The 13,514-nt window shown below is 58.7% G+C and carries 10 protein-coding genes, 1 tRNA gene and 1 pseudogene; all 12 read right to left on the reverse strand.

Going from position 1 to position 13,514, the window contains the following annotated elements; all coding sequences use genetic code 11:
• Position 1 precedes the first annotated feature (1 nt).
• Positions 2–1,480 carry an L-seryl-tRNA(Sec) selenium transferase gene (gene selA, locus OKC42_RS09360; RefSeq protein WP_270819529.1) on the reverse strand — a complete coding sequence of 493 codons (1,479 nt, stop codon included), beginning with the start codon at positions 1,478–1,480 and terminating at the stop codon, positions 2–4.
• A 314-nt stretch (positions 1,481–1,794) separates the two neighbouring features.
• Positions 1,795–1,886, reverse strand: a tRNA-Sec gene (locus tag OKC42_RS09365).
• Positions 1,887–2,098: 212 nt separating this feature from the next.
• Complete coding sequence (hycI, locus tag OKC42_RS09370; RefSeq protein WP_270819530.1) at positions 2,099–2,590, reverse strand: hydrogenase maturation peptidase HycI; 492 nt, start codon at positions 2,588–2,590, stop codon at positions 2,099–2,101.
• Complete coding sequence (locus OKC42_RS09375) at positions 2,590–3,003, reverse strand: formate hydrogenlyase maturation HycH family protein (RefSeq protein ID WP_270819531.1); 414 nt, start codon at positions 3,001–3,003, stop codon at positions 2,590–2,592. Before OKC42_RS09375 ends, hycI begins: the two co-directional genes overlap by 1 nt.
• The gene (locus OKC42_RS09380; RefSeq protein WP_005333324.1) at positions 2,996–3,811 is read right to left on the reverse strand and encodes an NADH-quinone oxidoreductase subunit B family protein; all 816 of its coding nucleotides are present in this window, start codon (positions 3,809–3,811) and stop codon (positions 2,996–2,998) included. The genes OKC42_RS09375 and OKC42_RS09380 overlap by 8 nt, the downstream gene beginning before the upstream one ends.
• The gene (locus tag OKC42_RS09385) at positions 3,811–4,368 is read right to left on the reverse strand and encodes a formate hydrogenlyase complex iron-sulfur subunit (RefSeq protein WP_270819532.1); all 558 of its coding nucleotides are present in this window, start codon (positions 4,366–4,368) and stop codon (positions 3,811–3,813) included. Before OKC42_RS09385 ends, OKC42_RS09380 begins: the two co-directional genes overlap by 1 nt.
• Positions 4,369–4,377: 9 nt before the next feature.
• The gene (locus OKC42_RS09390) at positions 4,378–6,096 is read right to left on the reverse strand and encodes a hydrogenase large subunit (protein ID WP_017784116.1); all 1,719 of its coding nucleotides are present in this window, start codon (positions 6,094–6,096) and stop codon (positions 4,378–4,380) included.
• A gap of 80 nt (positions 6,097–6,176) precedes the next feature.
• The gene (locus OKC42_RS09395; protein WP_139459172.1) at positions 6,177–7,130 is read right to left on the reverse strand and encodes a respiratory chain complex I subunit 1 family protein; all 954 of its coding nucleotides are present in this window, start codon (positions 7,128–7,130) and stop codon (positions 6,177–6,179) included.
• Between the two features lies 1 nt (position 7,131).
• Positions 7,132–9,003, reverse strand: a complete 1,872-nt coding sequence (gene hyfB, locus OKC42_RS09400; RefSeq protein WP_270819533.1) for a hydrogenase 4 subunit B — start codon at positions 9,001–9,003, stop codon at positions 7,132–7,134.
• Positions 9,003–9,668, reverse strand: a complete 666-nt coding sequence (locus OKC42_RS09405; protein ID WP_195878468.1) for a 4Fe-4S dicluster domain-containing protein — start codon at positions 9,666–9,668, stop codon at positions 9,003–9,005. Before OKC42_RS09405 ends, hyfB begins: the two co-directional genes overlap by 1 nt.
• A 609-nt stretch (positions 9,669–10,277) precedes the next feature.
• On the reverse strand, positions 10,278–12,146 hold the full coding sequence (kup, locus tag OKC42_RS09410) for a low affinity potassium transporter Kup (RefSeq protein ID WP_270819538.1): 1,869 nt from the start codon (positions 12,144–12,146) through the stop codon (positions 10,278–10,280).
• 578 nt (positions 12,147–12,724) lie between these two features.
• Positions 12,725–13,514: pseudogene (locus tag OKC42_RS09415) on the reverse strand (TrlF family ATPase); the annotation flags it as partial.

Consider the following 13,514-nt stretch of genomic DNA (forward strand, 5'->3'; position numbering starts at 1 on the left):
ATCAGGGCTCCTCGGTCGCATTTGCTGCATTGAACGGGGCGGGCAGCAGCAACTCCCTGAGTTGGGCAATCAGCAGTTCCATCTCGGTCGGCAGCAGGGTCGCCATATTGAGCAGCACCTTCTGCTGGCGCACGGTGGCGATGACCGGCACCGGCAGTTCCCGCAGGGCATCTAGCAACTGCTGGGCCGGACGCGGGTCGGTGCATTCGAGCGCCGGTGCCGGGTAGAACTCGTCCGGTAAGGTGCCACCGCCCACCACCAGCTGGGCGGGGACCGGCACAAAGCAGCCGGGCAGGGCGGCCATCAGCCGGGAGGCTCTCGCCTCCATGGCGGCCGGGTTGCTCAAGGTGCGCTGGGCGATGCCCTCGCCGATGGGTGACTTGTTGAGCTTGTGGATGAGCAGCCGTTCGAGCAGGGAGTAGACGATGCGGCTCGGGCGGAAGGTGCGCATCATGGGGTGTTTTTCCAGCCGCTTGATAAGGTCGCTGCGGCCGCTGATGATGCCCGATTGCGGGCCCCCCAAGAGCTTGTCGCCGGAGTAGCAGACCAGATCTGCCCCCGCCTTGATGTACTGGCGCACCGAGGTTTCATCCGGCGCAAACTCTTCGCATGTCAAGCCCGAGCCCTGATCCACCGCCAGCACTACATGTTCGGGCAGGGCGCGGGCCACCTCGTTGATATCGGGTGATTCGGTAAAGCCGCGAATGGCGAAATTGGATCTGTGCACCATCAGCACCAGCGCGGTCTGATCGGTGATGGCATCGAGGTAATCTTTGGCGGTAGTGATATTGGTGGTGCCCACCTCCACCAGTTTGGCGCCGGAGAGGGCCAGAATGTCGGGGATGCGAAAGCCGCCGCCAATCTGGATCTGCTCACCGCGCGAGACGATCACCTCGCGCCCCTTGGCCACCTCCTGCAGCAGCAAAAAGAGCGAGGCGGCGTTGTTGTTGACCACCAGCGAATCCTCGGCCTGGGTGAGGCAACGGAGCAGGGGGGCGATCAGCCCCTTGCGCCCGCCGCGTTTGCCGGTGGCGAGATCCAGCTCCAGATTGTTGTAGCCGGTGTTGAGGTCACGCACCTCGTCCCACAGATCGGCACTTAACGGCGAACGCCCCAAATTGGTATGCACCAGGGTGCCGGTGGCGTTGATCACCCGGGTTTGACGCTGGCGCAACTGCTGTTGGCAGCGTTTGGCAATCAGCGCCTCGATCTGCCAGGGGGCGACGCCATGCTGGCGAAAATCTTCGCTCTGGCGCAGCTCACTCAGGGTGTCGCGCACCGCCTGGGTCACCAGCGGGCGGCTCAGCGCCTCGATAAACCCGGCGAGAAAGGGTTGCTGCAGCAGTTGTTCCACTTGGGGCAGACGGCGGGTTGGTTGCTGGCCGGGCTGTTGCTGAGAATCTGGCAGTGAATCGTCGGCAGCCGTACCTGATGCGGGCTGGCGGTGGAGGATGGCTGGTGCGTGAGACGAGTTCGGCATGGGATTACCAGTGCAGTGCGTGGGTTCGGGATGCGCACCGGTTTGCCGATAGAGAGGCCGAGCTGACGGGTTATGGCACTGCTGGCGATTTGCGGATGACTGCAAACTGGGTGCATCAATGAGCGGGTATAAATTAATGCTGCATCGATGCTGATAAATTAATTTTTGGCCAGCGAGATAACCTGAGTTCGGATTATATTGGCAAGCGGCAAGCACCTTTTTTAAGGTATTACTTCAAACATATTGAACAAACAATGGAAATAACATCCAGGCCGAAAAATTCAGCGAGAGAGTATTTGTTCAATAGATGAATTTGGCGGAAGAGGCAGGAATCGAACCTGCCAAAGCCTTCTCGGCTCACATCGGTTTTGAAGACCGAGGAGGCCACCAGACCCCATCAACTTCCATAACGGTCGCCATTTTGTGGCAAATTTCTGTGACTGGCAACGCTTTTTTTGTCATAAAAAAGCGAGAGTTAGCGATTTTTTAAAAAATCAAAGAACCTTGTTTTATATCAAGTTCAGCACAATTAGCCCGATGTTTTTAATTTAACATCGGGCCTCGATCACATTGTCGGAACCGTCGGTCAATAACGGTCGTTAACAACTCGCTAAATAATCACCCGTTGGCGTTGTTAATATTCCACTGCTCCAGTTTCTCTATTAACAAGTCGGTATCTTTGGCTGCATCAAGATGCTGATAAAGATAATCCATCGCCTCGCTCACCATCTCGGTCATCGGGAAGGAGAACGCCACGATGGCCGGTTGTACCCCGACAAAGATCACCTCGGGGACAAAGGTCTTGAGCTCGTCGATCAGGAAATTGAGCGGCATATTGTGGGTCGAGAAGATAAACATCTCGGCGATGGTCTCAGGGTGGATCACCTGCAGGGTTCCCGCCTTCTCGCCGATCTCGGCGGCATCCACCAGCACCACCCGCTCCGGTTGCAACTCCCGCACCTTGTAGACCACATTTTCCGGCGCGATGCCGCCGTCGATATGGATCCAGCAGGGCAGGGGGGCGGCCTGCAGCTTGTCGGCAAGATAGGGGCCGGCACCGTCGTCCCCCATCATGGCATTGCCCACGGTCAACACGAGATTACAGCCCATCAGCGGCTCCTTACCATCAGGTACATATGGGGGTCGTTAAAGAGGGCGGTGAGCTGATCCATAAAGGTGTTGGTCCAGCCCAGCTCCTGCTCATCGAGTAGATTGTCGGCTTTGAGCAGTCGGTCGAAGGCGCAGGCCAGCATATGGCAGTGCTCGCGATAGATGGTGATCTCGCCAAAGGTGAGAAATCCCTCCATCTTGCGGCGCGCTTCGCTCCCCTCTGGCAGCTTGGCTACCCAGTCGCGATAACCGATCAGCGAGCAGACCAGGTCTGCTCGCAGGCAATCGACAATGCCGAGGTGATGGCCGATGGCGAGGCTGTAGTACATCACCTCCCTGGCCTCTTCCGGCACGTCGAATTGCTCGTCGACGAACTTGCGCGAGAGGCGGTAGAAAAAAACCTCGTCAGCCATGTACCGCCTCTCCCTTGCCGGCTGCCCGGTTGAGGCAGGCGTTTGCGAGGTTGTTGACGATCTCCGAGAGGCGCGGATCGTCGTGCTGATCGAGGTAGCTCTGGATGCGCAGATCCACATCCTGCTGGGTCGCCCCTTCGAGCAGGGCCATGAACTCGTCGGCGATGATCCGCCCCTGACGATAACCGGCCATGCGGCGCGCTTCGCGTTCGATCATCACCCGGATTTCATTGGGGATGCCGGTGTGGCGCAGCTCGACCCGTTCACCCGGTTGCACCTCGTGGCTGGTGGCTTTGAGTTTCTGCTCAAGCAGACCGAGCGCCACGGCAAAGCCGTAGATGGTGGCCGCCGGTGTGGGGGGGCAGCCGGGAATATAGACATCCACCGGTACGATCTTGTCGGTGCCGCCCCAGACGCAGTAGAGGTCGTGGAAGATGCCGCCGTCACAGCCGCAGGCGCCGTAGGCGATGCAGATCTTGGGATCGGGCGCCGCCTCGTAGGCGCGCAGGGCCGGCACCCGCATCGCCCGGGTCACCGCGCCGGTAAAGAGCAGGATGTCGGCGTGGCGGGGGGAGGCGACCACCTTGATGCCGAAACGCTCGGCATCGAACAGCGGGGTGATGGTGGCGAAGATCTCGATTTCGCAGGCGTTGCAGCCGCCGCAATCGACCCGGTAGACATAGGCCGAGCGGCGAATGTCTTTGAGCAGGGTCTTCTTGAGTTTGGTGATCTCGGGATCCTGTGCCAGCGGCACGGCGCGGGTATGGGCATGGCCGACAACCGGTTCTATGCCTTTGATCTTGCTCATCACATCCACTCCTTTTGTGCGGCCATCGGTGTGGCTATCGGTGTGATCAGGGCCGAGTCAGGCTGGCTCAGCATGCTCTGTTTTCGTTTGCAGTCGGGGCAGTGGTGCAGCCGCTCCGGGGTCGCGAGTGGTGTGCCCGCTTGTACCAAGGTGTCCTCCACCAGCGCCACCAGCTTGCTCGGGGCAAAGTAGGTGCCGCAAAGGGTGCAGGGGGCCAGCGCGAAGCGGGCCTCCTCATAGAGATCCGCCTTGTTGGTCACCGCCAGCTCGAACTCGGGGGAGAGGGCGATGGCGCGAGTCGGGCAGACCTCCTCGCAGCGGCCGCAGAAGATGCAGCGTGCCATGGAGATCTCCCAGCGCCGTTCGCCGGTCTCCATGTCCACTTCCATCACCAGCGCATTGGCCGGGCAGGCCTTGGTGCAGGCGGCGCAGGCGATGCACTGATCCGCCTGATATTTCGGTTTGCCGCGAAAATCCCGGTTCACCTCGTAAGGGGCGAAGGGGTACTTGGCGGTCGGGGTGCCAGCCTTGAGGATGGTCTTGAACAGCTTGATCATGATGACCCCTTATTTCAGCGGAGAGTTTTTGCGATCGATGCCGTAGCGCTCGATCTCCTTGTAGGAGACCACGGTGGATTTGCCCTTCTTGGGGTCGACCAGGGTGACCCGGTCGGTACAGGAGTAGCAGGGATCCAGACTGCCGATGATGAGCGGTGCATCCGCCACGGTATTGCCGCGCAGCATGTAGCGCAGGGCGGGCCAGTTAGCGTAGGTGGCGGCGCGGCAGCGCCAGCGGAACAGCTTCTGGTTATCTCCGGTCATGCTCCAGTGGACGTTCTCGCCGCGGGGCGCTTCGGTAAAGCCCAGTGCAAACTTGCCCGGCTGGTAGGTGAACCCTTCGGTCAAAAGCGGCCCTTCCGGCAGATGCTCAAGACCAAACTCAATCATGTCGAGGGAGTCGTAGAGCTCGTGGATGCGCACCAGCACCCGGGATTGCACGTCGCAACCCGCCTTGGTCTGGATCTCCATCGGCAGCTCGCGGTAGCCGGCAAAGTCGTGGACCCGGCGCACGTCGCGCTTGAAGCCGCTCGCCCGCACCATGGGGCCGACGCAGCTGAAATCGCGGGCAATTTGCGGGTCGAGCTTGCCGATGCCGATGAGGCGGGAGGAGATATTGGCGGTATCAAGCAGCATGGCCACCAGCGGTTTGAGCTCATCACGGAGCTCCCGCACCAGCTGGGCACCCTTGATGCGATCTTCTTTGAAGATGTCGCGGCGTACTCCGCCAATCAGGTTGAGACCGTAGGTCTTGCGTGCGCCGGTCAGCAGCTCGGCCAGGGTCATGGATTTTTCCCGCACCCGGAAGAACTGCATAAAGCCGGTGTCGAAACCGGTGAAGTGGCTCGACAGGCCGATGTTGAGGATATGGCTGTGCAGACGCTCCACCTCCAGTAGCACGGCGCGGATCATCTTGGCCCGCTCCGGCACCGGAATGCCCATGGCGTTCTCCACCGAGGTGGTGTAGGCGACGCTGTGGGTAAAGCCGCAGATGCCGCAGACCCGGTCGGTCAGAAACGCCACTTCGTTGTAGCCCATGCGGGTTTCCGCCAGCTTCTCCATGCCGCGATGGACATAGAAGAGGCGGTAGTCGGCATCGATGATGTCTTCGCCATCGACGAACAGACGAAAGTGGCCCGGCTCGTCCGAGGTGATGTGCAGCGGGCCGACCGGCACGATGCGGTTGGCATCACTGCCCAGCTCGTTGACGAAGGGGTAGGTCTCGGTGTCAGTGGTGGGCATCGGGCGCTGGCGATAATCCATGGCGTCCTTGCGCAGGGGATGGATATCCTCCGGCCAGTCGTCCGGCAGCACCAGACGGCGTTCATCCGGCAGACCGATGGCGCGCAGGCCGTACATGTCGCGGATCTCCCGCTCGCCCCACACCGCCGCCGGAATGGTCGGGGTGATGGAGGGGTACTCCTGGGTATCGGCATCTACCAGCACCTTGACGGTGATCCAGCACTTGGTGTCGCCCTCCATGGAGAAGACGTGGTAGACGGCGAAGTGGCCGTTGAGGCTGCGCTCGTCATTGGCAAAGGAGAGAGGAAGCCAGCCCCCCAGCTGATGGAAGATCAGGCTGGCGGTCTCGACCAGACTGGTAGGTTTGACGGTGATGGTGGCCTGATCGGCGGTTTGCCACTCCTCGTCGACGATGGCGTGGGGCAGTTGTGCTCGCACCTGCTGGATGTAGTCGCAGCCGATGCGATCCGAAATGGCGATGGTCATGCAGTTCTCACTTTAATGTTCGGGAATGAGCATTCACAAATGATGAAATCGGAAAAAGTTGCTGTGCTGGCGGGCATGATTCAGATCCCGACCAGATAGGCGAGCAGCGCCAGCAGGGCCAGCCCCAAGCCGTAGCGGGTGAGCTTGTGGGTGCGCACGAACTGAGTACGGGCCATGGCGTTTTCGATGATGCCGGCCAGCAAAAAGGCCACCAGCAGCTTGCAGGCGAGGATCAGCGCTGCGCCGATGAGCGCAGGCAGACTCCAGTTGGCCGCCTTGCCGAAGGGCAGGAAAATCACCAGAAAGAGCTGCACCACCACCAGCTGCTTGAGGCCGATGGAGAGCTTGAGCAGGGCCAGGCCCGCACCGGAGTACTCGGTGAGCGGCCCCTCCTGCAGCTCCTGCTCGGCTTCGGCGCAGTCAAAGGGCAGCTTGCCCATCTCGACAAACACCGCGAAGGCGCAGGCGGCGCCAGCCAGCAGGGTGGCAACCGGCGCGGCCAGCGGCTGGGTCGCTACATAGCTGCTGATATTGCCCAGATCCGAGCTGCCCACCATCATCGCCATGATGAAGCAGGCGAGCACCAGAATGGGCTCCACCAGAATGCCCAGCGTCAACTCGCGGCGGGCACCGATCCCTGCAAACATGCTGCCGCTGTCGAGCCCAGCCAGCGAAAAGAAGAAGCGGAAGATGGCGAACAGATAGATGTCGGTGATGAGATCCCCGGCGATAGGGAAGGGGGACTCATGAGTCAGGGTCGGCAGCGCCATCCCCACCAGCAAGAGGGCGGCGATCAGCAGCGCAGGCATCAGGTTGAAGATGATGCCGGCAGGCTCGGGGGTCACCTCCTGACGGCGAAGGAGCTTGGCGATATCTCGGTAATCCTGCAGCAGGCCCGGCCCTTGGCGGGAGTGCATCTTGGCCCGCAGCACCCGGTTGAAACCGGTGGCGAGCGGCGCCAGCGCCAGCATGGCGATGGCCTGGGTCAGGGCGAGGGCAACCATGCCCCAGCTCGGCATTTCAAGAACAGGCATATCAGACTCCTACTGCCATCAGGATAAAGAGCGCCAGCACAACGCCATGCAGCAACCAGCCGGTCGTCCCGCTGGTATTGCTCACCCCGTGCAGGGCGCTGGCCAGATCGAGCTGCGGCTGCTTGCGATAGAGCGGCGCGCAGAGCTGGCGCAAGGTGTGGGTGACACCGCCAGAGGTGAGGCTCATGCGCTCCTCATAGGCGTAACCACAGGCCCACGGAGTGCCAGCGTGACGACGACCCAGCTTGGGGCCCTTGAAGATGGCCAGTACCAGCAGCGGAATGAGGAACAGCCCCAGCAAGGTGATGGCGATAACGGGCGGGGAGAGGATCGCCTGGCTGCTATCGAGTGGCAGCAGGGTGGCGCCGGTGGCGACACTCATCTGGCTGGAAACGAGTGCCTGACCATAGCTGGCGATATGGGGGGCAATCCAGGGGGCACCCAGACCCAGCACCAGACAGACCGCAGCCAGCAGCAGGGTGCCTGCCACCATGGCCCCCGGCACTTCGCGGGCGTGGCTCGCTTTCTCGCTGTGCGGTGCGCCGCAGAAGCAGATGCCATACACCTTGACGAAACACATCACCGCCATGGCGCCGGTTACCGCCAGCATCACTACCGCGAGCGGCGCGACGACGGAGGTGCCGAGTTTGGTCATGGAGAGCAGGGATTGGTAGATAAACCACTCGCTGACAAAGCCGTTCAGCGGCGGCAGCGCCGAGATGGCCATGGCACCGATGAGGAACGCCAGCGCAGTCCAGGGCATCAGCTTGGCAAGACCACCCATCTTGTCCATGTCACGGGTGTGCAGGCGGAACATCACAGAGCCGGTACCCATAAAGAGCAGGCTCTTGAAGATGGCGTGGTTGAGCAGGTGATAAAGCGCACCGAGCAGCCCCAGCACCACCAGTGCCGGTTGCTGGTTGGCGATGCCGATCATGCCGATGCCCATCCCCATCAGGATGATGCCGATGTTCTCGACCGTGTGGTAGGCGAGCAGCCGCTTGAGATCGTGCTCGGCCAGCGCAAACAGCACCCCGAGCACCGCCGAGCAGGCACCGAAGATCAGCACCACATAGCCCCACCAGAGCTGGCTGGCGCCGAGAAAATCGATGCTGACCCGCAAGATGCCAAAGAGACCGAGCTTTACCATGACGCCGGACATCAGCGCCGAGATATGGGAAGGTGCAACGGGCTCGGCCACCGGCAGCCAGCCGTGCAGCGGCACGAAACCGGCGCGCAGGCCAAAGCCGCAGAAGCTGAGCAGAAACACTAGCGAGGCCAAACCGCCCGCCAGATGGTGCTCGCGCAGCGCAGCGAACTCCAGCGAGCCGCTTTCACGGCAGAGCAGCCAGAAGGCGATCAGCACCAGCGCCATGCCGATATGGTTCATCACCAAGTAAAGCCGGCTCTGTTTGGCGGCATCCGGGTTGGTCTTGACCAGCCAGTAGGTGGTGAGGGTCACCAGCTCGTAGCAGAGCAAGAAACCGAGCGCGTTGTCGGCCAGCACCATGCCCACCATGGCAAAGAGGAAGAGGTTCATCAGCGCGCCGATGGCTACATCGCCCTTGCCCTGATATTCGCGGATATAGGCAAAGGAGTAGAGGGCGACGGCGACGCCGACGGTGCTAATCACCAGCAGCATCAGCGCGGAGAGCATGTCGAGGTGCACCGAGCCCAGCAGCCAGAGCAGGCCATCGACGGGGGCGCCTTGGGCAAAGATCTGGATGGCGGCAACCAGGCCCGCGAGCGAGCCCAGCAGGGCAAGGCCGCTGTTGAGGCGGTTGGCCAGTGCGGGCAGCTTTTGCAGCAGCAAACCGGCGGCAGCGCCCAGCAAAAAGAGCAGGAGCGTGGCCATAACAAGGGGGGACAACATCAGCGAACTCCCTCTGTGGTAGATAAATCGGATGCAGGGATCGCCGTGGCAGGCGCCGAGAAGGCAGAGGCCCCTTGCGGGTTGGTGTCGGCCGCTTGCTGGCGACGGATACGGGCGGCGCGTTCGGTGTCGCCGTCATTGACCAGCTTCAGTGCCTGGGAGGGGCAGGCACCGACACAGGCCGGGCCATCGGCGCGAAACTCGCACAGATCGCACTTGACCGCGATGCTGCGCACCCCCGGCTCCCAGCTCAGCAGATCCTCGCCAAAGCAGCGCAGGCCAGCGGAGGTAGAGGGGTTGCTGGAGCGGATGGAGCAGGGGATATAGGTGTCGTAACTGGTGGCCACGGCCACGGGACGGCTACCGCCGCTCTGGATGGCGCCAAACGGGCAAGCCACGGCGCAGAGATTGCAGCCGATGCAGAGCGACTCGTTTAGTTGCACACAATCGCCGGTCTGGGCAATTGCCTCGACCGGGCACACCTTGATGCAGGGGGCATCGTCACAGTGACGGCACTGAACCGGCATGGTCGCCTGCTCGTGTCGCATAACGGTTAAACGGGGAGCTTGCTGCAAACCTTGCGCCTTGTGTACCTCGCTGCAGGCCGCCATACAGGTGCCACAGCCGATACAAAGCTTGGGGTCAGCGATAACGAAGCGGTTCATAGCCTACCTTGTCGTGTCGCGAACGGAGAAAGTAGGGGCAGGTTGGCAAGATACGGGCCAGAATGGTTTTTGCAGCGAAATTGGTTTTAAGTGGCTGTTTTTAAATAAATAAAAATATTCGTGTGGTTGGATGAACGCGCTGATGTGGCTGTCGAACTGTGACGTTCGTCACTTGTGACGAAGCCGCCAAGTGGGTTCGTCACCATGGAAAAAGCAGTATGAGTAGGGTGCAATGAACGCAGTGAATTGCACCGCTCTCCAACATATTTTCGCGGTGCACGGCGCTGCGCTTGTTGCACCCTACGGTGGTGGCCTGTTCGGATAGAGACCGCCTGTCTTGAAACCGTAGGTTCGATTAGCGAAGCGTAATCGGACGCACGAGAACGCAAATATATCGGCAGCATGCCGGGAGCAGGGTGCAAAGAACGCAGTGAATTGCACCGTTTGCAGCATATGGCCACGGTGGTTTGCCCCCTTCTCCCCTCGCGGGAGAAGGGCTGGGGATGAGGGGGGAGGTAATCGGGGGTAATGCAAACAACAGAGGGAGGCCAATGCCTCCCTCTCTCTTGCTGAGGTTTTCTATGCCTTTAAGAGGCCATCAACCCGCCATCAGATATCCACCTGGGATCCCAGCTCGATAACCCGGTTGGGCGGGATCTCGAACTGATCCGGCGCCCGCAGGGCGTTGCGCTGCAGCAGCATAAAGAGCTTGCCGCGCAGATAGAGATACCAGGGGCGGTCTTTCATGATGAGCGACTCGTGGGCCATAAAGAACGAGGTTTCCATCATCCGGCAGCTGAGCCCCTCGGCGTTGCAGCGGTGGAAGATCTCCTCCACGTTCGGGGTCTCGCGCCAGCCGTAGCTTGCCACCACCCGCCAGAAGGTGGGGGAGAGCTGCTCGATGCAGACCCGGCGCACATTGTGGACGTAGGGCACCTCTTCCACCCGCAGGGTGAGCAGGATGATCCGCTCGTGCAGCACCTTGTTGTGCTTGAGGTTGTGCAGCAGCGCATGGGGGATCACATTGACCACCCGCGACATATAGACGGCGGTGCCAGCCACCCGGGTCGGCGGGGATTTCTCCAGCGAGGCGATCATCGGCTCAAGGGAGTTGCCGTGCTCGTTCAGGCGACGAATAAGCTGGAAACGCTCGCTCTTCCAGCTGGTCATCACGGTGAACATCACCGCGCCCAGGGTGAGCGGCAGCCAGCCGCCGGAGAAGATCTTGGCGAGGTTGGCGGCAAACAGCGGCACGTCGATACAGAGCAGCGCGGCAAACAGGATGGCCACCAGATACTTGTTCCAGTGCCAGCTGTTCTTGGCCACCGAGCAGGAGAGGATGGAGGTGAGCACCATGGTGCCGGTCACCGCGATGCCGTAGGCCGCCGCCAGATTGCTGGAGTGCTCGAAGCTCATGATGACGATCACCACCGAGATATAGAGCATCCAGTTGATGACCGGAATATAGATCTGGCCAGACTCCTGCTCGGAGGTGTGAACGATGCGAATGGGTGAGAGATAACCGAGCCGCACTGCCTGACGGGTCAGTGAAAAGACCCCGGAGATCACCGCCTGCGAGGCGATCACCGTCGCCATGGTCGCCAAGAGCAGCAGCGGCACCAGCGCCCATTTCGGGGCGAGCAGGAAGAAGGGGTTGGCAATGGCTGCCGGATTGCTTAGCAGCAGCGCACCCTGACCGAAGTAGTTGAGCACCAGAGAGGGCAACACCACGATAAACCAGGCGAGGCGAATTGGATTCTTGCCAAAGTGGCCCATATCCGCGTAGAGCGCCTCCACCCCTGTGATGGCCAGCACCACGGCGCCGAGGGCAAAGAAGGAGGTAGTCTGATACTGGATAAAGAAGCGCACCGCCCAGATGGGGTTAAGCGCTCCCAGCACCTCGGGGTTATGGATGATGCCGCGCAGCCCCAGCACCGCCAGCGTCATAAACCAGATCAGCATGATGGGGGCAAACAGCTTGCCCACCATGGCGGTGCCATGTTTCTGGATGGCGAACAGCAGGGTCAGCACCAGCACCGAGAGGGTGACGATATAGGGGTCGAGGGTGGGGGTGAGAATGCTCAGACCCTCGATGGCCGACATCACCGACATCGCCGGGGTGATCACCACCTCGCCATAGAAGAAGCTGCCGCCAATCAGGCCGAGGATGATCAGCAGCGGCGTCCAGCGGGTGGAGGCGTTGCGGGTCGCCAGCGACATCAGGGTGAGAATGCCACCCTCGCCGGCGTTGTCGGCCCGCATCACAAAGGAGAGATACTTGACCGACACCACCAGGATCAGCAGCCAGAAGATCAGCGAGAGAAAGCCGAGAATGGAGGCCGGCTCGACGCCGAACCCGAATTGACCTGACAGGCACTCGCGCAAGGTATAGAGCGGGCTGGTGCCGATATCGCCATAGACTACGCCAATCGCCGCCAGCATGATGCCGGGAGTGGCTTGTTGTTTATCACAGTTCATGAGTTCATCTTGTCAGTTTGATGTTTACACGTTTGCCAACGCACAGCTGCCCGACCTACCAGGAAAGTCGTGATATTTAATCGGGAGAGAATTAATGGATTGCGATGGGAAAGGGCGCTAACGGAATAGTGATCTGCTTGTCATGGAACACAGTCTGTTCATCTGTCATTAAGCTTATAATGACACACACTCTGCGGGACTATGCTCAGTTATAAATAATCAAAAGTTCAATTTGAGTAAGGGAATTAATTATCCGGCGATTGAAATATAACGCGATAATGCAGGCAACTGTTTGTTTTATCTAGCGAAGTGGTTTGGCTAAAATCTTTTTCCAAAACGGATAATAAATAGACGATAAAGTAATCGCTAATTAATTGCTGGCAGGATGGCAAAGGGGAGAGGGTTGGGTATCAATGGAGTCTTTATTTCCTAAAGGAGAAAAGGGTATGATGCAATGAACGAAGTGAATTGCATCAAGTATTAAAAGAGGCAAGAGGTGCAATGCTTTATGTGGGTGTCTCGATGTGAAATGCAAGGTGCAATATTTTCTATAGCACCTTGCGATTATATTTTTATTTTTAGATAGTTAGCATTCTTTTATATCTTTTTTGAAGTGCTAACTCTCCACCTTCCATAATTTCACATACATTTTTCCTAACATTAATTTCTTGCAGCGCGCCAGATGCAGTTTGTATTATCTGGCCCTTATCCGCTAAAGCGATGACATATTCTGAATCACCATTCACAACAATGTTTGGATTGTGAGTTACAACTATTATTTGACGTTTTGATTTGCTTTCATGTAGCTTCGACACTATCAGATTTGTAATTAAACCATTATCTAAGTCATCTTCAGGTTGATCCAAAATGAGAGGCTCAGTTCCATATGAAAGAAGAAATGAAAGAATAGCAGATGCTTTTTGACCGGCGGATCCTTGAGATACATCTTTATATCTTTTCCCATCGAAGAACTTTATTGTTAACTTATCATCAGGGAACCACAAGTTTAGTTCATCAAATTTCTGTGGTTGCTGCTGAGCCATAAAGTCAATAAAGCGCTTTCCAACTTTCTCACCAAGAATATCTCCGGAATTAAAATTAAATAGCTTTCCTTTGAAATCGTGAAGTGCTGAAAACCTCAAAGACAAATCATCTCTCGGTTCAAGATTTAACATCAATTGATTTAATTTGTATAAAAATCCACTCTTTTTCTCTGAGTCAAAAATATCTGATGCGAATGCACCATCTAAGCGTCCAATCACATCTCTAAAAGAATGCTCTATATTTTCAGCCGTCATTCCGCACCTAATTTTGGCTTTTTCAAAGCTTGACGGCGATCGGCCATTCTGATCTATTACTCTCTTTTGC

The organism is Aeromonas sp. Y311-2 (assembly GCF_027706025.1).
GTDB classification, from domain to species: domain Bacteria; phylum Pseudomonadota; class Gammaproteobacteria; order Enterobacterales; family Aeromonadaceae; genus Aeromonas; species Aeromonas veronii.

What these genes read in the sequence shown, in the direction of transcription:
- selA (WP_270819529.1), bottom strand. Translation starts at nt 1,480, where the DNA reads ATGCCGAACTCGTCTCACGCACCAGCCATCCTCCACCGCCAGCCCGCA.
- hycI (WP_270819530.1), bottom strand. Translation starts at nt 2,590, where the DNA reads ATGGGCTGTAATCTCGTGTTGACCGTGGGCAATGCCATGATGGGGGAC.
- OKC42_RS09375 (WP_270819531.1), bottom strand. Translation starts at nt 3,003, where the DNA reads ATGGCTGACGAGGTTTTTTTCTACCGCCTCTCGCGCAAGTTCGTCGAC.
- OKC42_RS09380 (WP_005333324.1), bottom strand. Translation starts at nt 3,811, where the DNA reads ATGAGCAAGATCAAAGGCATAGAACCGGTTGTCGGCCATGCCCATACC.
- OKC42_RS09385 (WP_270819532.1), bottom strand. Translation starts at nt 4,368, where the DNA reads ATGATCAAGCTGTTCAAGACCATCCTCAAGGCTGGCACCCCGACCGCC.
- OKC42_RS09390 (WP_017784116.1), bottom strand. Translation starts at nt 6,096, where the DNA reads ATGACCATCGCCATTTCGGATCGCATCGGCTGCGACTACATCCAGCAG.
- OKC42_RS09395 (WP_139459172.1), bottom strand. Translation starts at nt 7,130, where the DNA reads ATGCCTGTTCTTGAAATGCCGAGCTGGGGCATGGTTGCCCTCGCCCTG.
- hyfB (WP_270819533.1), bottom strand. Translation starts at nt 9,003, where the DNA reads ATGTTGTCCCCCCTTGTTATGGCCACGCTCCTGCTCTTTTTGCTGGGC.
- OKC42_RS09405 (WP_195878468.1), bottom strand. Translation starts at nt 9,668, where the DNA reads ATGAACCGCTTCGTTATCGCTGACCCCAAGCTTTGTATCGGCTGTGGC.
- kup (WP_270819538.1), bottom strand. Translation starts at nt 12,146, where the DNA reads ATGAACTGTGATAAACAACAAGCCACTCCCGGCATCATGCTGGCGGCG.